The following is a 17182-nucleotide window of genomic DNA, read 5'->3' as shown; positions in this document are numbered from 1 at the left end:
AGTAATACTAATCAGCCGTAACGAAATTCAATGCCGAAAGTGCCACGTGGGTATTCCCACTTTTCGAGTGCACTCTCTAAGCCTAAAATACGGCAAGTACCGCACTCAAGGCAGCCAGCATAGTCAAAACGGACTGAGCCATCTTCTTGTTTTTTATATAAACCTGCGGGGCAGGCCTTTGTTAAAGTGTCGAGCACTTGCATATCAGGGTGTTCTTTGATGACGATATGTGGATTTTCTTCATCGACATTAAATTTATTGATACCAAGTTTGACATCAACGTTAACTGGCTGGCTCATATTGCTCTCACTCCTTTAATTCCATCCTTGATTAAATTCATGAAGCCCACTTTTTTCGCATGTTGCAGCATGGTTTTACGCAGTGGAACAGGCGCTTCATCCGAAATGGTAAATAATTTTTTCGCAATCCCAATTGCCATTTCTGGGTAAGCGGTAAACATACGTGGGTTATCCAAAAACTCAGGCATTTTTTGGTACATCTTCATGTCACGCAGTGGGCCTTCATTTAATAGTGAAAGATATTCACTGAGCCCTTGCTTGCTAAAGTCTTCTTTTTTCATTGCATTAAGCACAGTTTTAGCTGCCGCTTCACCCGAGGCAACGGCTAAATCCATGCCGCGAATGGTAAACCCAAGGTTCATACACATACCCGCTGCATCACCCGCAATTAACACGCCATCACGGACAAGTTCCGACTGCATTTTTAAGCCCGCTTCTGGCACAACGTGTGCAGCGTATTCAATCATCTTGCCGCCTTCAATTAACGGGGCGACAGCGGGGTGCTGCTTAAAATCTTCTAACATTTGTGGAACAGATTTTTTGGCATCTTTGATATGATGCAAACCACAAACCAGACCTAAAGAGACAGTGTCCTCATTGGTATATAAGAATCCTCCCCCCATTAGCCCATCAGTTGGCGAGCCAGCAAATAGCCATGCAACGCCTTCATTGTCTTTAATATTGAAGCGATTACATAAAACATCTTTAGGGAGTTCGATTAATTCTTTAACCCCAACAGCGACATGTTCAGCGCTCACACGCTTCGTCATGCCAATTTGTTCGGCGAGCAGTGAATTCACCCCATCAGCCAAAATAACAACTTTGGCTTCAAGCACATCACCATCCGCTTCGACACCAACGATTTTGCCGTCCCGCTCGACCAGTTTATCAACTCGGATACCTGTAATGCATTGCGCTCCCGCATTTTCAGCTTGTTCTACCAGCCACGGATCGAGTTTTCCCCGTAAAACAGACCAAGATGTTTCGTCTGGGCTCTGCTCGGCGCTATTTTGAAAATCGACGGTGACGGCACCAGTTTCAGTCATAAATGACAGCCTTTCACGGGTGATCATGCGTTCGATAGGCGCTTCTTGGGTAAATCCAGGAATAATGCGTTCTAAACTATGGGCGTACATCCGCCCACCTGTGACGTTCTTCCCGCCAGCGTAGTTTCCTCTTTCAATTAGGAGAACTTGCGCACCTTCACGGGCAAGCACCAGTGCAGCGACAGAACCCGCTAGGCCTGCGCCAACAATGATTGCATCAAAAATATCATCGGACATAGTTTCTCCAAATCATACTAAGCAGTGGAGTGACAACTCCACTGCGATAGGCTTATTTCGCCAATTGTTGCGTTAAAGCAGGCAGAATTTTGAATAAATCACCGACAATGCCGTAATCGGCAAATTGGAAGATAGGTGCGTTTTTATCTTTGTTAATGGCAACGATAGTTTGTGCGCCATTTGCCCCGACCATGTGCTGGATTTGCCCTGAAATACCGACAGCAAGGTAAAGTTCAGGTTTGAGCATTAAGTTGGAAATCCCAACGTAGCGCTCGTGCTCCATCCATTTTTCATTTTCAGCGACAGGGCGGGAGCAGGCAATTTCAGCACCTATGGCATCCGCAAGCGTTTTGGCAATGGCAATGTTTTCTTGGCTGCCGATTCCGCGACCCACACTCACTACAAGGCGAGCTTTGTCTAATTCCACGGAGTTGCCTGCTTTTTTCTGAACCGAGGTACGTACAACAGATTGTTTTGGTTCGACCCATTGTGCAGTTTGAGCCGTCCCGCTGCGTGATGCATCACTTGCAGCTGCTTCAAAGGTGCCTGTGGTAACGGTTGCAATGGAAAAGATGCTATTTAAGGTTTCTTGGCCAAAAGCTAAGCCGCCGTAGACCATATGTTTAATGACTGCTTTGTCGGCTTCGATAGCAATCGATGCCGCATCATTCGATACGGCAGCTTGCAGTCTTGCACCTAAACGAGCAGCCAGTAATTTTCCACGACGTGTATTCGGTAGTAGTAACAGGCCTTTGTCGCCATGTTGTTTAATGGTCGCAACGATGGTGTCAGTGTAGTCTTCCAAAATACGGTCATCAGGTTTGCCCGTTAATTGAAAGACTTGTGTTGCACCCAATTGAAATGCTTGGGAACTTTGTGCTTCATCTAATGCTAATACATTCACTTGCTCACCGAGGGTGAGTGCTCCGCCAATCAATTCGGGTAGACGAGAAGCCATATCGCTAAAGACCCAAACGGTTGATAATTTGCTCATGACGCCTCCGATTAAATAATTTTTCTTAAATGTTCAGCAAATTGTGCAATTTGGTCTTCGCCATCACCTTCAATAATGATGCGTTGACGCACTTTTTGCTTCGGTGCTGCAATCGATTGAGCCGATAAAGCGGCGACATCTGCGAGTGCAATATCAGCGATGCCCCATGCTTGAACTGGCTTTTTCGCAGCGCCTAAAATTGCTTTCATAGACGGAATAACAGGGACGTTAATATCGGAGGTCACTGCAATAATGGCTGGCAGCGGAAGCGACAATGTTTCAATTTCATCTTCAAGTTCGCGCTCAACGACAATGTTATCAGCCCCAAGAGAAACAATTTTCTTCACGCCATTAATGGCAGGAATTTGCAGGCTTTCACCCAGTAGAATGCTGACTTGCTGCGCATTGAGGTCAGCAGAACCGTCACCACAAATGATTAAGTCAAAACCTATTTTTTGTGCGGCTGCACCAAGGGCAATGGCACTTTGATGAGGAAGGGCATGTTCGAATTGGTCATCAATAACCACGACTAATTCATCTGGGCCGCGAGATAACACGTCTTTACGGCCTTTCATGTTGGTCAGCGCTTTGCCACCAATACTTAATGCTGTGATTTTGCTATCGGGTTGTTGTGCTTTAATTTGATTAGCCGCTTCGATGGCATTCAAATCATATTGACTAATTTTGGTATCCGCACGGGAAAAATCTAAAGAGCCATCTGAGCTATTAATAATAATATCTTGTTCATCAGGAACAGATTTATAGCATGTAATAATATTCATTACATCTCCTAAAAATATATTTAATAAATATGATCCGTTTTGGTTTCGGATTATATAATTATCATGAACTGGATATTTAAAAATAAAACCTAGGTCACCAATATTGAAAACTTGAAATTAAACGTGTTTTAAATATTCATACTGCTACCTTACTCACCAATATTGTAAAAATCATCAACTTAGCGACGAAATGTTCAATATTGCTACCCTAATCACCAATACTGAAGGTATTTAATAACATTGCCGTTACAAGATATTTTATCTGTTTGTATTAATTGGTTATTTTGATAATAAAAACACGAAAAAACAGTAACAAATATTTATCACGAATAATATTGTGACCTTAATAACAGAATTGTTAATGACGAGCCGACATGATTTGAATAGTGATTGGATTAATAGTTAATTAAATTTATAGGAATTAAATAATAAATAAGTGGAGAGGTATTGCGAATAATATCTATTTTAAAACTTATGTATTAAATAATAAATCGGGATCGAACTATGAGCAAAGAAAATAAAAAGGGTGGGATAGAACCGAAAGTGTTTTTTCCTCCATTGATCATTGTTGGACTATTGTGTTGGTTAACCGTCCGTGACCTTGATGCTTCGAATGAAGTGATCAACCAAGTGTTTAGCTACGTGACAAACGTGTGGGGCTGGGCATTTGAATGGTATATGGTCGTGATGCTTGGTGGCTGGTTTTGGTTGATTTTAGGGCCATACGCTAAAAAACGTCTAGGGGAAGAGAAGCCTGAATTTAGCCGTGCGAGCTGGATTTTCATGATGTTCGCTTCGTGTACATCGGCAGCGGTACTTTTCTGGGGGTCTATTGAAATTTATTATTATATTTCAACGCCGCCTTTTGAATTTGCCCCTTATTCAACTCAGGCGAAAAGTATTGGGCTTGCCTATAGCTTATTCCACTGGGGGCCATTACCGTGGGCAACCTATAGCTTCTTAACGGTTGCTTTTGGTTACTTCTTCTTTGTACGTAAAATGGATGTTATCCGCCCAAGTAGTACATTAGTACCGCTGGTCGGTGAAAAACGCGTTAATGGTTGGTTCGGAACAATTGTTGATAACTTCTATTTAGTGGCGTTAATCCTTGCGATGGGCACTAGTTTAGGGTTAGCAACTCCGCTAGTGACTGAATGTATTCAGTATTTATTCGGTATCCCTCACACTTTACAGCTTGATGCGATCATTATTTTCTGCTGGATTGTTTTGAACGCAATCTGTGTGGCATTCGGTCTGCAAAAAGGGGTGAAAATTGCCAGTGATGTACGTAGCTACCTGAGTTTCTTAATGCTTGGATGGGTATTCATTGTTGGTGGTGCAAGTTTTATCGTTAACTACTTTACCGATTCTATCGGGGTATTAATGATGTATATGCCGCGCATGCTGTTCTATACAGATGCGGTCGGTAAAAGCGGTTTCCCACAAGGCTGGACAGTATTCTATTGGGCTTGGTGGGTTATCTACGCAATTCAAATGTGTATTTTCCTCGCACGTATCTCTAAAGGTCGTACCGTTCGTGAACTGTGTATTGGTATGGTCGCGGGTCTGACCGCAGGTACCACTCTGATTTGGACGATTTTAGGCAGTAACACACTGCAACTTGTCGACCAAAATATTATTAACATTCCAAAACTGATTGATGAGTTTGGCGTTCCACGCGCCATCATTGAGACATGGGCTGCCTTACCTTTGAGTACTGTAACAATTTGGGGCTTCTTCATCCTCTGCTTTATCGCCACTGTGACACTAATTAATGCTTGTTCTTACACCCTCGCCATGTCGACTTGTCGCGCAGTGAAAGACGGTGAAGAGCCGCCATTGTTAGTGCGCATCGGTTGGTCTGTTTTAGTTGGTGTCATCGGCATTGTTTTACTGGCTCTAGGCGGATTGAAACCAATTCAAACAGCGATAATTGCCGGAGGATGCCCACTTTTTTTCGTCAACATAATGGTAACGCTCTCGTTTATTAAAGATGCCAGAGTGCATTGGAAAAATGACTAATTTACTCAGAAACAACATTTAAGAGGTTATTGATATGGATTTTAGATTGAATGATGAGCAGGAGCTGTTTGTCGCAGGGATCCGTGAACTGATGGCCAGTGAAAACTGGGAAAGCTACTTCGCACAATGCGACCGCGACAGCCAATACCCTGAACGCTTTGTCAAAGCGTTAGCGGATATGGAAATCGATAACCTGCTGATTCCAGAAGAGCATGGTGGTTTAGATGCAGGGTTTATCACCGTTGCTGCGGTGTGGATGGAACTGGGGCGTTTAGGTGCGCCAACATACGTGCTGTATCAACTGCCGGGTGGTTTCAATACCGTACTGAGAGAAGGGACTCAAGAGCAAATTGATAAAATCATGGCGTTCCGTGGTACAGGTAAACAAATGTGGAACTCTGCGATTACAGAACCTGGCGCAGGTTCTGACGTCGGTAGCCTACAAACTACTTATCAGCGTCGTAATGGCAAAGTTTACCTTAATGGTAGCAAATGCTTCATCACCAGTAGTGCCTATACGCCATATATCGTCGTGATGAGTCGTGATGCAGATTCGCCAGATAAACCCGTCTTTACTGAGTGGTTCTTGGATATGAGCAAACCAGGTATCAAGGTTAACAAACTTGAAAAGCTGGGCCTGCGCATGGATAGCTGCTGTGAAATTACTTTTGATAACGTCGAACTGGATGAAAAAGACATGTTCGGTCGCGAAGGAAACGGCTTTAACCGCGTAAAAGAAGAGTTTGACCATGAACGTTTCTTAGTGGCGCTAACTAACTACGGTACAGCGATGTGTGCATTTGAAGATGCGGCGCGTTATGCCAACCAACGCGTTCAATTCGGCGAAGCAATCGGTCGTTATCAATTAATTCAAGAAAAATTTGCACATATGGCGATCAAGCTCAATTCAATGCGCAACATGTTATACGAAACTGCATGGAAGAGTGATAACGGGCTGATCACCTCAGGTGATGCAGCAATGTGTAAATACTTCTGTGCAAATGCCGCATTCGAAGTGGTGGACTCTGCGATGCAAGTACTGGGTGGCGTTGGTATCGCGGGTGAACATCGGATCGCACGTTTCTGGCGCGACCTGCGTGTTGACCGCGTATCGGGTGGTTCAGATGAAATGCAAATACTGACACTAGGCCGCAGTGTACTGAAACAGTACCGCTAATGACGTAACCGTCGTGGATTGACCCTTTGATCATGGTTAGAGGGTCAACCGAGTTTCACAGGAGAATCGAACATGGCAGCGCATTTACCTATGCCTGAATTTGGCCCGCTTTCTGGGGTTAAAGTCGTATTTTCAGGAATTGAAATTGCAGGCCCATTCGCGGGGCAAATGTTTGCGGAATGGGGGGCAGAAGTTATTTGGATTGAGAACGTGGCATGGGCAGACACTATTCGTGTCCAGCCAAATTACCCGCAGCTATCGCGACGTAATTTACGGGCGCTCTCATTGAATATCTTTAAGGATGAAGGACGAGAAGCATTTCTTAAGTTAATGGAAACGACGGATATATTTATAGAGGCGAGTAAAGGCCCTGCTTTTGCCCGCCGAGGGATCACGGATGAAGTGCTGTGGGAGCACAATCCAAAATTGGTTATCGCTCACTTATCGGGCTTTGGCCAGTATGGCGACCCGCAATATACCAATCTTGCTGCATATAACACCATTGCTCAAGCCTTCAGTGGCTACCTGATTCAAAACGGTGATAAAGACCAACCAATGCCCGCTTTCCCATATACGGCAGACTATTTCTCGGGTATGACCGCCACAACCGCGGCATTAGCTGCGTTATATAAAGCGCGCGAAACAGGGAAAGGGGAAAGCATCGACGTGGCAATGTATGAAGTGATGCTGCGTATGGGGCAATACTTCATGATGGATTATTTCAATGGTGGTGAAGTTTGCCCACGTATGACCAAAGGGAAAGACCCGTACTATGCAGGTTGCGGCCTGTATAGCTGTAACGATGGTTATATTGTCATGGAAATTGTCGGTATCACGCAAATCCAAGAAATTTTCAAAGATATTGGTCTCGCACATTTATTGGGTACTCCTGAGATCCCAGAAGGCACACAACTGATTCACCGTGTTGAATGCCCATATGGGCCACTCGTTGAGGAAAAATTAGATGAGTGGTTAGGCGCACGTTCCATCGAAGAGGTACTTGCAAGGTTAGCTGAGCTGAATATTGCGAGCGCTAAAGTGTTAACCATTCCTGAGTTAGAAACTAACCCACAATATATTGCCCGTGAATCCATCACCAGTTGGCAAACCATGGATGGGGAAACCTGTCGTGGCCCAAATGTGATGCCAAAATTCAAAAACAATCCAGGACAAATCTGGCGTGGTATGCCATCTCACGGTATGGACACCACTGAAATACTAAAAAACATTGGCTACAACGAAAATGATATTCGGGAGCTGGTCGATAAAGGGCTAGCGAAAATTGTTGAGTAATTAAGTGATTATTCAGGTCAATCTTTCCTGTTGGCCTGAATGTTCATTGGGGAAATAGAGGGAAAACAATTAATGGATGTAATCGGTAGACAAAATTTGCGTCAAATGTGGGACGACCTTGCGTTAACTCACCAAGACAATAAGGCGCTTATCTTTGAGTCTTGCGATGGAAATATTCGTGAATTCAGCTATTTAGAAATGAATGAGCAAATCAATCGCACAGCGAATCTCTTTTTAGCCTATGGCATTCAAAAAGGGGATAAAGTTGCCTTACATCTGGATAATTGCCCTGAATTTTTCTTTTGCTGGTTTGGTTTAGCGAAAATCGGCGCAATTATGGTGCCCATCAACGCACGGTATAAATATAACGAAAGCGCGTGGATTATGCAGAACTGCCAACCTCGTATGGTAGTGACTTGCACCGTATTTTTAGATATTTATCAACGTGTTTTGGCGGATGAAAGCACTTGTCTTGAACATGTTTTTTTAATTGCAGATACACCCGTCCGACAACAAGATGGCATTTCGGACTTTTTATCAGAACAAGCGGCTCAGCCAGCGGCGCTCACACAAATTGTTGAGCTCAGTGTGAGCGATACTGCGGAAATCTTATTTACCTCAGGAACAACGTCAAAGCCTAAAGGGGTGATTATCACCCACTATAATTTACGTTTTGCGGGGTACTACTCTTCATGGCAAAACGCGTTACGTGCCGATGATGTGTATTTAACGGTGATGCCTGCTTTCCACATTGACTGTCAATGTACGGCATCGATGGCAGCTTTCTCCGTTGGTGCAACGTTTGTCTTAATCGAAAAATACAGTGCGCGGCGTTTTTGGCAGCAAATTGTTAGGCATCGTGCCACTGTGACTGAGTTAATCCCAATGATGATCCGAACGTTATTAAGCCAACCGCTGGCGGATAACGAAAAAGAGCATTGCCTGCGAGAAGCCATGTTTTATCTCAATTTAAGCGATGAAGAAAAAGAGCAATTTATGGCACGTTTTGGCGTGAAACGCTTTTTAACTTCTTATGGTATGACCGAAACGATAGTGGGGTTGATTGGGGACAGACCTGGTGATATCCGCCGCTGGCCATCAATTGGCCGCCCTGGTTTTTGCTACCAAGCGCAAATTCGGGATAAAAACAACCAACCCGTTGAAACAGGAGTGATTGGCGAACTGTGTGTTAAAGGTGAGCGCGGTAAAACGCTGTTTAAAGCGTATTACAATAACCCCGAGGCTACAGAAAAAGCCTTTGATGGCGCAGGTTGGATGCATACAGGGGACTTCGCTTACCAAGACGAAGACGGCTTTTTCTATTTTGTTGATAGAAGCAGCAATATGATCAAACGCGGTGGTGAGAACGTCTCTTGTAGTGAAATCGAAAATATCATTGCCTCACACCCTGCCATTGTGGATGTAGCGGTCATTGGTGTTGCGGATGATATACGTGACGAAGCCATTAAGGCGTTTATTGTGCTGGAAGAAGGGGAAACCTTAACGCAGGAGGAGTTCTTTGCCTTTTGTGAAAAACAAATGGCGAAATTTAAAGTACCAACATGTGTTGAAGTGCGCAAAGATTTGCCGCGAAATTGTTCTGGGAAAGTACTGAAAAAACATCTGCAATAATCGGATCATTCTATTAATTCTGAGGATACCTCTGTTTATTACTTAAAACAGAGGTATCCCCCTATGATGACGAAAGGATTGCACTATGAGTGAATCATTAAAAATTACCCGTAATGGCTCCATTTTGGAAATCGTACTCGATAGGCCTAAAGCGAATGCGATAGATGCAAAAACCAGTTTCAAAATGGGTGAAGTTTTTCTTAACTTTCGAGATGACCCATCTTTAAGAGTCGCCATTATTACAGGGGCAGGGGAACGTTTTTTCTCTGCAGGGTGGGATCTAAAATCCGCTGCGGAAGGTGAAGCCCCTGATGCTGATTTTGGTCCAGGTGGCTTTGCTGGGTTGACTGAGATTTTTAATCTTAATAAACCCGTGATTGCGGCGGTTAACGGTTATGCATTTGGTGGCGGTTTCGAACTCGCATTGGCGGCAGATATGATTATTTGTTCAGAAAATGCCAGTTTTGCGTTGCCAGAAGCCCAATTAGGGATTGTTCCAGACAGTGGCGGTGTTTTACGTCTGCCAAAAATAGTGCCTGCACCTATCGTGAATGAAATGGTAATGACAGGCAGGCGCATGGATGCTCAAGAAGCATTGCGTTGGGGCGTTGCGAATGATGTGGTGCCTATTGAAAAATTGATGGATAGAGCCCGTGAGCTGGCAGAGCAAATCACGCAAAGCGCGCCATTAGCGGTTGCGGCATTAAAAGAAATTTTCCGTGCAACTGGGGAGTTGACTGTCGAAGAGGGTTACAAACTGATGCGCAGTGGGGTATTAACCAATTACCCAGCGGTTTTACACTCTGAAGATGCGACAGAAGGGCCGTTAGCGTTTGCAGAGAAACGTTCTCCAAGTTGGAAAGGCCGATAATCTAGCCACCTGAGAGGTCAATTGTGAGCTTCTATTCATTTGAAGGCGTAAGGCCCGTGATACACCCAACGGCGTATGTTCATCCTTCCGCGGTCGTGATTGGTGATGTAATTATCAAAGAAGGAGTATTTGTTGGGCCGAATGCGTCACTCAGAGGGGATTATGGGCGCTTAGTGATTGAAAAAGGGGCCAATATTCAAGATTGCTGCATTATGCACGGTTACAGTGATGTAGAAACGATTGTGCGGGAGTGCGGGCATATTGGTCATGGCGCTATTTTACACGGGTGTATCATTGGCCGCGATGCTTTAGTCGGAATGAATAGCGTCATCATGGATGGCGCCGTGATTGGTGAGGAAAGCATTGTTGCTGCAATGAGTTTTGTTAAAGCTGGTTTTCAAGGCGAACCACGGCAAATGTTAGTGGGGAGCCCCGCACGATTTCTTCGTCAGGTTAAGGATGAAGAACTACATTGGAAGCAATTGAATACAAAAGAGTACCAGGATCTTGCTGGGCGTTATCTTGTTGGGTTAGACGAGACTAAGCCCCTCACTGAAATTGAAATTAATCGACCAAAACTATTTGGTACCACAGAAGTGAAGCCTAAAGGGCAATAATAGGTATTGGTCGGAAATAAAAAAACGCGGGTTTAAAACCTGCGTTTTTTTATTGATATAACATATTAACTAGCGGCGCTGTGCTTTGGATAACATCCATTGCCATTTCTGTTCTCTATTCAGTTCACTTGGTGGCATTGAAGCCGCTTTCACGGGGGAATCTATGGTGACTTTTTCCGATTGGTGGTTTCTTAAACGAGAATAAAGTTGGTTATCAATTTTACTCACTTTAATTAAACGCTGGCATTGGCACCCACGACCCGATAGTTTATTCGGGATCATTTTAACTTCACATTGGATCTCAGCCACATCCGATAGAATATAAGAAACAATATTAACAGCATTAGGATGCGGAATATCGAAATTGTTAGATATTTCTCTGGCGGTTGTCCAACGACCTTGCTTCATTACCCAATGTGCTATGGATAAATACAAGGGTTCGTTAATATATTGTCCACACATAAGCGCTCCCAAATCTAATTATTAAAATTGAATAAATAAAGAGAAACTATATGTAAATTGTAGTTGGAATAATGTTATTTATCTCCCGTAATAAATTAAAGGAAAATAATTAATTATTAAAGCCTGGTTAAAATTGTTAAAATAATATATTTGTTATTGATTTATTTTACTTTGCTTTTAGATAGTTAAGTAATTTATAACGAATATAAGTCAGAGCCTAAATTGCGCAGTCATACAGTGACAAGGTTCATAATAATAGATTTAAAAATAATTTGCATGTGTTTATTTTTGAAAATTACATTCAAGGTAATAATTTTGTTTATATTCTATTTTTGGGTGAAGAGATAAACATTGTTGTTTATTATCTGATTATATTTGGTTTTTTTATTGAAAGGGATGTTATTAAACTAAGGGGAATATGTAAATGTTGTTATTTTAGATGACTATTTTTATAACAAACTAATCTAATACTCAATTAATGCGTATTTGAAAGAAAATGAGAGTCATTACACGAAATAATGACTCTCATTTAATAAAAGGTTATTTATTCAGGTAGCTTGTGATTGAATTAACAATGCCTTTGGCATTTAATCCAAGATCGGCAATCAGCTCTTCTTGGCTACCTTGGGAGATAAAGTAGTCTGGCAAGCCAAGGTTTAATACAGGAATTATTTTCTTTTCATGCATTAAAAACTCGTTCACGCCACTCCCTGCGCCACCCATGATGGCATTTTCTTCGAGTGTCACTAACACATCATGGCTATTTGCCATCTCGAGGATCAATGCTTCATCCAAGGGTTTCACAAAGCGCATATCCACAACGGTCGCATTTAATTGCTCTGCGGCTTCAAGCGCGTGGCTGAGTAAGGTCCCGAAGCACAGAATAGCCACTTTTTCACCTTTGCGGCGGATGACTCCTTTACCAATAGGTAATGGTGCTAAAGGCTGGAGTTCAGCCCCTGTACCCGTACCACGAGGGTAACGGACAGCACTTGGACCATCGTTATAGTGGTAGCCAGTGTGTAGCATCTGGCGGCACTCATTTTCATCACTAGGGGCCATGATAACCATGGTTGGTATACAGCGCAGGAATGAAATATCAAAAGACCCTTGGTGAGTTTGCCCATCGGCACCTACGATCCCTGCGCGATCAATTGCAAACATCACGGGGACTTTTTGGATTGCTACATCATGAATAACTTGGTCATAGCCACGTTGCAAGAACGTTGAATAGATAGCGACAATCGGTTTATAACCACCAATCGCTAAACCTGCAGCAAAGGTTACAGCGTGTTGCTCAGCGATAGCGACGTCGAAGTATTGGTCTGGAAATTCTTTTGAAAAACGCACCATACCAGAGCCTTCACGCATGGCTGGCGTGATAGCCATTAATTTGCCATCATCTTTTGCTTCGTCACACAACCAATCACCAAAAATTTTGGAGAATGTTGGGCCAGTTTCTTTGCTTTTCGGTAACGTAAAGGTACTTGGGTCAAATTTAGGTACTGCATGCCAGCTAATTGGGTCTTTTTCCGCAGGCTCATAACCACGGCCTTTTTTGGTCATGATGTGCAGAAATTGTGGCCCTTTTAAGTCACGCATATTTTTCAATGTTTGGGTGAGTGCAACAACATCGTGTCCATCGACAGGGCCAATATAGTTGAAGCCAAGCTCTTCAAACATTGTACCAGGCACCACCATACCTTTGATGTGTTCTTCGGTTTTCTTCAGTAATTCTTTAATCGGTGGCATGTTAGAGAACACTTTTTTGCCACTTTCGCGTAATGTGGTGTACAGCTTGCCAGAAAGTAAGTGCGCCAAATGGTTATTGAGCGCGCCAACATTTTCTGAAATCGACATTTCGTTGTCGTTGAGGATAACCAGCATATCTGGCGCGGCATCTCCTGCGTGGTTCATGGCTTCAAATGCCATCCCTGCCGTGATTGCACCATCGCCAATGACACACACGGTTTTACGGTTTTGTTTCTCTTTTTCTGCCGCAATGGCCATACCTAAACCAGCACTAATGGATGTTGAGGAATGGCCAACGCTTAAAATGTCATACTCACTTTCACCACGCCATGGAAATGGATGTAAACCATTTTTTTGACGAATAGTATCAATACGGTCACGGCGTCCCGTTAAGATTTTATGGGGATACGCTTGGTGGCCGACATCCCAAACTAGGTTATCAAAGGGGGTTTTGTAGACATAATGCAAGGCAACAGTCAGTTCTACTGCACCAAGACCAGAGGCAAAGTGACCGCTAGAGCGACCCACGCTACTCAGTAAAAATTGTCTGAGTTCATCACAAAGCTTAGGTAAGCTTTCTTTGGGCAGCAGACGAAGCTCATCAGGCGTCTCAGCCAATGCTAGCGTTGGATATTTAGCGATATCAATACTCATTAGGTGCTCACTTATAATTAATCAAAAATACCCATCCTATTTTCAGCGACAGTAAGGGGCTGTATTTTCTTACGCTAGACATACATAAAAATCGATGTTTCGCGATTTGTTCTATTAGCCACTGACCCATCACATCAAATAGTTAAGGTAAAGCCCGTTTTACAGCTTAAACTACATCGGGTAATCAATGCCGTAATTATCAGTCTTCTTAATGCCTAAAGGCAAAGCATATTGTCAGCTTTTACGCTCAATAATAAAATTAGCTAAAGCACTTAGCATCTCTATATTATACCCATGGGATTGGATCGTCTCTAAAGCGTCTATTGCATCATGATATAGCTCACGCGCTTTTTTCTGTGCAGCCTCAAGGCCGAGTAGCGATGGGTAAGTACTCTTTTCATGTTCAGCATCCGCGCCTTGGCGCTTACCCGTTACCGCACTATCCCCAATGACGTCTAGGATATCGTCTTGAACTTGAAAGGCAAGTCCAATGGATTCAGCATATTTATCTAAGGCTGGTAACAATTGATGGCCTTTATCGCCAGCGGCATATGCCCCAAGACGAATCGCTGCACGAATGAGTGCACCAGTTTTATGTTGATGAATACGTTCTAATGAAGCAAGGTCAACATGTTTGCCTTCTGCATCTAAATCAAGGGCTTGGCCACCACACATTCCTGCTAGGCCACTGGCGTAAGCTAGTTCAGCTATCATCGCGATACGGTCTTTATCAGAAATATCAGGCATTTTCGCTGAAGCAAGTAACTGAAACGCGAGGGTTTGTAAGGCATCACCCGCTAAAACGGCATTACCTTCACCATACTTGATATGGCAAGTCGGCTGGCCGCGACGTAAATCATCATCGTCCATAGCGGGTAAATCATCATGAATCAATGAATAAGCATGAATACATTCAACTGCTGAGGCGGGGGCATCAAGGTTTTCTTCACTGACACCCAGCATGGAGCCGACTGCATAGGTTAGAAAGGGGCGTAAACGTTTCCCACCTAATAATGCACCGTAACGCATTGCATTGGCTAATGGCAGTTCTGCAAAAGGCAGTGCATTTAGCGTATCTAATAGGTATTGGTTAACTCTGTCGTAGGCATGTTTTTGTTGCAGTGCAAAGCTATCTGGAAGTTGTTCAGACATAATTTATTCAGTTTCAGGTGAAAAATCGGCAAGGGGTTTATTTTCATCATCGCTAAGCAATATTTGTACGCGTTGTTCGGCCTGTTGCAGTACTTTTTGACCTTGTTTGGCGATTTGGACACCACGCTCGAATTCATTGAGCGCATCTTCTAGTGGAAGATCGCCAGATTCGAGGCGAGCAACAATTTGCTCCAGCTCTTGAAGTGAGTTTTCGAAACTAACAGTTGGAACTTGCTGAGATTTTTCTTTAGCCATGTTATTTAGCCACTAATGTTAAATCAATATATTTGGAGTATTTTAAATATTTAGCAGACTAACGCAGTCTTGCTACGGTTACAATTTATTATTGGTGTTTTTAGATTCAGTCCGCAAGATAGTGTTATAATACGCCTCTTTATTGACAATTGGTAACGTGTACATGTGTCACTGTGAGATACATTCGTTAGCCCCAACAACCATGAACATGCAGCTATTATGAAGTTTATCATTAAGTTATTCCCAGAAATTACCATTAAAAGCCAAACTGTTAGGCTACGTTTTATTAAAATTTTGACCAGTAATATCCGTAACGTGCTTAAGTCACTTGGCGAAGAAATTTCGGTTGTCCGTAATTGGGATAACATAGAAGTGCGTGTGAAAGGGGAAACGAAGCATGACGAAATTTGTGACATGCTCAGTCGTATTCCAGGTATTCACCATATTCTTGAAGTTGAAGAAAAACCGTTTACCAGTTTGCACCATATCTTTGAAATGGCTCACGAAGCTTACGGCCCATCATTGGAAAATAAAACCTTCTGTGTGCGTGTAAAGCGCCGCGGTAAACATGAGTTTTCATCTATTGAAGCTGAGCGCTACATTGGCGGTGGGTTAAATCAACACATTGCTTCTGCGAAAGTGAAGCTTAAAGACCCTGATACCACCGTACATTTAGAAATTGAAGATGACAAACTCATCCTAGTGAAAGCGCGTATTGAAGGGATCGGTGGTTTCCCAATTGGTACTCAAGAAGATGTTTTATCGTTAATTTCAGGCGGTTTTGACTCAGGCGTTTCCAGCTACATGCTAATGCGCCGCGGCTGTCGCGTGCACTATTGTTTCTTTAATTTAGGCGGCGCAGCCCATGAAATTGGTGTGAAACAAATTGCTCACTATTTATGGAACCGTTTTGGGAGCTCCCATAAAGTGCGCTTTATTGCCGTTAACTTTGAACCTGTCGTCGCAGAAATTTTAGAAAAAGTCGACGATGGCCAAATGGGTGTTGTATTAAAACGTATGATGGTGCGTGCGGCGTCGAAAGTTGCAGAGCGTTATGGTGTGCAAGCGATTGTGACGGGGGAAGCACTTGGGCAAGTTTCTAGCCAAACCTTAACAAACTTACGTTTGATTGATAATGCGTCTGATACGTTAATATTAAGACCGCTGATTTCCCATGACAAAGAGCACATTATCAAATTAGCTCGTCAAATTGGGACGGAAGATTTTGCGAAAACCATGCCAGAATATTGTGGTGTGATTTCGAAAAGCCCAACAGTGAAAGCGGTAAAAGCACGGATCGAAGCGGAAGAAGCTAACTTTGACTTTTGTATTTTAGAGTCTGTTGTTGAGCAGGCACAAAATATCGATATTCGCCAAATCGCACAAGAAAGTCTAGAGAAAGTCCCTGAAATTGAAATGGTCAGTGAGCTTTCAGTGGAAAATGAAGTGATTGTGGATATCCGCTCTATTGATGAGTTCGAAGATAAACCTTTGAAAGTTGAAGGTATGGAAATCAAACATATTCCATTCTACAAACTCAGCACACAATTTGGTGACTTACCAAAAGATAAAACCTATCTATTATATTGTGACCGTGGGGTGATGAGCCGTTTACAGGCGTTGTACCTCAAAGAACAAGGGTTTGATAATATTAAGGTTTACCGCCCATAAGCGAGACAGGGTGCTTGTATCATCCAAAACTTATCAAAGAGAAATGTGGGGGAGATAACCCCCCCACAAGACTACTTACCGCACGATAAAGTAGCTTGAACCAGAGTATTTCCGCTACTGATGCTTAACGAGCACAATCTTTCTTGCATCATGCCTGAAAAACTCAATACCGTAAGACACACGGTAATTAACCCTACAAGGGCAATTTTGGCCATTCCTCTTGACTCCTTTTCTAAAAGGAGACAGAATCAAACTGTTAGGTTTTT

16 protein-coding genes are annotated in these 17182 nt (G+C 43.1%); 7 read left to right on the top strand and 9 right to left on the bottom strand.

Annotation, left to right across the window (positions count from 1 at the left end; all coding sequences use genetic code 11):
• Positions 1 to 11: 11 nt before the first annotated feature.
• The 4 genes from fixX to fixA are packed head-to-tail and all read right to left on the bottom strand — an operon-like array spanning position 12 to position 3358.
• Positions 12 to 299: a ferredoxin-like protein FixX gene (gene fixX, locus PSF27_RS16785; protein ID WP_206084574.1), complete on the bottom strand. Its 288-nt coding sequence runs from the start codon at positions 297 to 299 to the stop codon at positions 12 to 14.
• Positions 296 to 1582 (bottom strand): FAD-dependent oxidoreductase FixC, encoded by a 1287-nt coding sequence (fixC, locus tag PSF27_RS16780; RefSeq protein WP_206084575.1) that lies wholly within the window; start codon positions 1580 to 1582, stop codon positions 296 to 298. The genes fixX and fixC overlap by 4 nt, the downstream gene beginning before the upstream one ends.
• Before the next feature lie 52 nt (positions 1583 to 1634).
• On the bottom strand, positions 1635 to 2576 hold the full coding sequence (locus tag PSF27_RS16775) for an FAD-binding protein (protein WP_272681898.1): 942 nt from the start codon (positions 2574 to 2576) through the stop codon (positions 1635 to 1637).
• Positions 2577 to 2587: 11 nt separating this feature from the next.
• On the bottom strand, positions 2588 to 3358 hold the full coding sequence (gene fixA / locus PSF27_RS16770; RefSeq protein WP_272538991.1) for a putative electron transfer flavoprotein FixA: 771 nt from the start codon (positions 3356 to 3358) through the stop codon (positions 2588 to 2590).
• 504 nt (positions 3359 to 3862) lie between these two features.
• On the opposite strand from fixA, the gene caiT reads away from it, so the two are divergent.
• The 6 genes from caiT (at position 3863) to caiE (ending at position 10970) form a co-directional block, all read left to right on the top strand.
• A complete protein-coding gene (caiT, locus tag PSF27_RS16765; RefSeq protein ID WP_272681897.1) occupies positions 3863 to 5380 on the top strand; it encodes an L-carnitine/gamma-butyrobetaine antiporter in 1518 nt (505 codons plus the stop codon).
• A gap of 34 nt (positions 5381 to 5414) precedes the next feature.
• Positions 5415 to 6557 (top strand): crotonobetainyl-CoA dehydrogenase, encoded by a 1143-nt coding sequence (caiA, locus tag PSF27_RS16760; RefSeq protein WP_102139025.1) that lies wholly within the window; start codon positions 5415 to 5417, stop codon positions 6555 to 6557.
• Between the two features lie 72 nt (positions 6558 to 6629).
• Entirely contained in the window at positions 6630 to 7850 is a 1221-nt protein-coding gene (gene caiB, locus PSF27_RS16755; protein WP_206084579.1) for an L-carnitine CoA-transferase, read from the top strand.
• A 72-nt stretch (positions 7851 to 7922) separates the two neighbouring features.
• Positions 7923 to 9482, top strand: a complete 1560-nt coding sequence (gene caiC / locus PSF27_RS16750; protein ID WP_272538993.1) for a crotonobetaine/carnitine-CoA ligase — start codon at positions 7923 to 7925, stop codon at positions 9480 to 9482.
• An 85-nt stretch (positions 9483 to 9567) separates the two neighbouring features.
• Positions 9568 to 10353: a crotonobetainyl-CoA hydratase gene (gene caiD / locus PSF27_RS16745; protein WP_206084581.1), complete on the top strand. Its 786-nt coding sequence runs from the start codon at positions 9568 to 9570 to the stop codon at positions 10351 to 10353.
• A 23-nt stretch (positions 10354 to 10376) separates the two neighbouring features.
• Positions 10377 to 10970 carry a carnitine operon protein CaiE gene (gene caiE, locus PSF27_RS16740; protein ID WP_272681896.1) on the top strand — a complete coding sequence of 198 codons (594 nt, stop codon included), beginning with the start codon at positions 10377 to 10379 and terminating at the stop codon, positions 10968 to 10970.
• Positions 10971 to 11039: 69 nt separating this feature from the next.
• Here the strand turns inward: caiE and caiF are convergent, their stop codons facing one another.
• The 4 genes from caiF to xseB all read right to left on the bottom strand — a co-directional run bounded on the left by caiF (position 11040) and on the right by xseB (position 15245).
• A complete protein-coding gene (gene caiF / locus PSF27_RS16735; protein WP_206084583.1) occupies positions 11040 to 11432 on the bottom strand; it encodes a carnitine metabolism transcriptional regulator CaiF in 393 nt (130 codons plus the stop codon).
• A 540-nt stretch (positions 11433 to 11972) separates the two neighbouring features.
• The gene (gene dxs / locus PSF27_RS16730) at positions 11973 to 13838 is read right to left on the bottom strand and encodes a 1-deoxy-D-xylulose-5-phosphate synthase (protein WP_272681895.1); all 1866 of its coding nucleotides are present in this window, start codon (positions 13836 to 13838) and stop codon (positions 11973 to 11975) included.
• A gap of 234 nt (positions 13839 to 14072) precedes the next feature.
• Positions 14073 to 14990 (bottom strand): (2E,6E)-farnesyl diphosphate synthase, encoded by a 918-nt coding sequence (gene ispA, locus PSF27_RS16725; RefSeq protein ID WP_206084585.1) that lies wholly within the window; start codon positions 14988 to 14990, stop codon positions 14073 to 14075.
• Between the two features lie 3 nt (positions 14991 to 14993).
• A complete protein-coding gene (xseB, locus tag PSF27_RS16720; RefSeq protein WP_206084586.1) occupies positions 14994 to 15245 on the bottom strand; it encodes an exodeoxyribonuclease VII small subunit in 252 nt (83 codons plus the stop codon).
• Positions 15246 to 15464: 219 nt separating this feature from the next.
• Here xseB and thiI point away from each other — a divergent pair, with 219 nt between their 5' ends.
• On the top strand, positions 15465 to 16916 hold the full coding sequence (gene thiI, locus PSF27_RS16715) for a tRNA uracil 4-sulfurtransferase ThiI (protein ID WP_272681894.1): 1452 nt from the start codon (positions 15465 to 15467) through the stop codon (positions 16914 to 16916).
• Between the two features lie 71 nt (positions 16917 to 16987).
• Here the strand turns inward: thiI and PSF27_RS16710 are convergent, their stop codons facing one another.
• Positions 16988 to 17131, bottom strand: coding sequence for a Hok/Gef family protein (locus tag PSF27_RS16710; protein ID WP_206084588.1), 144 nt, complete (start codon positions 17129 to 17131; stop codon positions 16988 to 16990).
• Positions 17132 to 17182: the final 51 nt, after the last annotated feature.

The sequence above is a fragment of the Providencia sp. PROV129 genome (assembly GCF_028482245.1).
GTDB lineage: Bacteria > Pseudomonadota > Gammaproteobacteria > Enterobacterales > Enterobacteriaceae > Providencia > Providencia vermicola.
Note: the sequence above shows the minus strand (reverse complement) of the source record. Positions and strands in the feature narration are given on the sequence as shown.

What these genes read in the sequence shown, in the direction of transcription:
- xseB (WP_206084586.1), bottom strand. Translation starts at nt 15,245, where the DNA reads ATGGCTAAAGAAAAATCTCAGCAAGTTCCAACTGTTAGTTTCGAAAAC.
- caiT (WP_272681897.1), top strand. Translation starts at nt 3,863, where the DNA reads ATGAGCAAAGAAAATAAAAAGGGTGGGATAGAACCGAAAGTGTTTTTT.
- dxs (WP_272681895.1), bottom strand. Translation starts at nt 13,838, where the DNA reads ATGAGTATTGATATCGCTAAATATCCAACGCTAGCATTGGCTGAGACG.
- caiF (WP_206084583.1), bottom strand. Translation starts at nt 11,432, where the DNA reads ATGTGTGGACAATATATTAACGAACCCTTGTATTTATCCATAGCACAT.
- fixA (WP_272538991.1), bottom strand. Translation starts at nt 3,358, where the DNA reads ATGAATATTATTACATGCTATAAATCTGTTCCTGATGAACAAGATATT.
- fixX (WP_206084574.1), bottom strand. Translation starts at nt 299, where the DNA reads ATGAGCCAGCCAGTTAACGTTGATGTCAAACTTGGTATCAATAAATTT.
- caiA (WP_102139025.1), top strand. Translation starts at nt 5,415, where the DNA reads ATGGATTTTAGATTGAATGATGAGCAGGAGCTGTTTGTCGCAGGGATC.
- caiC (WP_272538993.1), top strand. Translation starts at nt 7,923, where the DNA reads ATGGATGTAATCGGTAGACAAAATTTGCGTCAAATGTGGGACGACCTT.
- ispA (WP_206084585.1), bottom strand. Translation starts at nt 14,990, where the DNA reads ATGTCTGAACAACTTCCAGATAGCTTTGCACTGCAACAAAAACATGCC.
- PSF27_RS16710 (WP_206084588.1), bottom strand. Translation starts at nt 17,131, where the DNA reads ATGGCCAAAATTGCCCTTGTAGGGTTAATTACCGTGTGTCTTACGGTA.
- caiB (WP_206084579.1), top strand. Translation starts at nt 6,630, where the DNA reads ATGGCAGCGCATTTACCTATGCCTGAATTTGGCCCGCTTTCTGGGGTT.
- PSF27_RS16775 (WP_272681898.1), bottom strand. Translation starts at nt 2,576, where the DNA reads ATGAGCAAATTATCAACCGTTTGGGTCTTTAGCGATATGGCTTCTCGT.
- fixC (WP_206084575.1), bottom strand. Translation starts at nt 1,582, where the DNA reads ATGTCCGATGATATTTTTGATGCAATCATTGTTGGCGCAGGCCTAGCG.
- thiI (WP_272681894.1), top strand. Translation starts at nt 15,465, where the DNA reads ATGAAGTTTATCATTAAGTTATTCCCAGAAATTACCATTAAAAGCCAA.
- caiD (WP_206084581.1), top strand. Translation starts at nt 9,568, where the DNA reads ATGAGTGAATCATTAAAAATTACCCGTAATGGCTCCATTTTGGAAATC.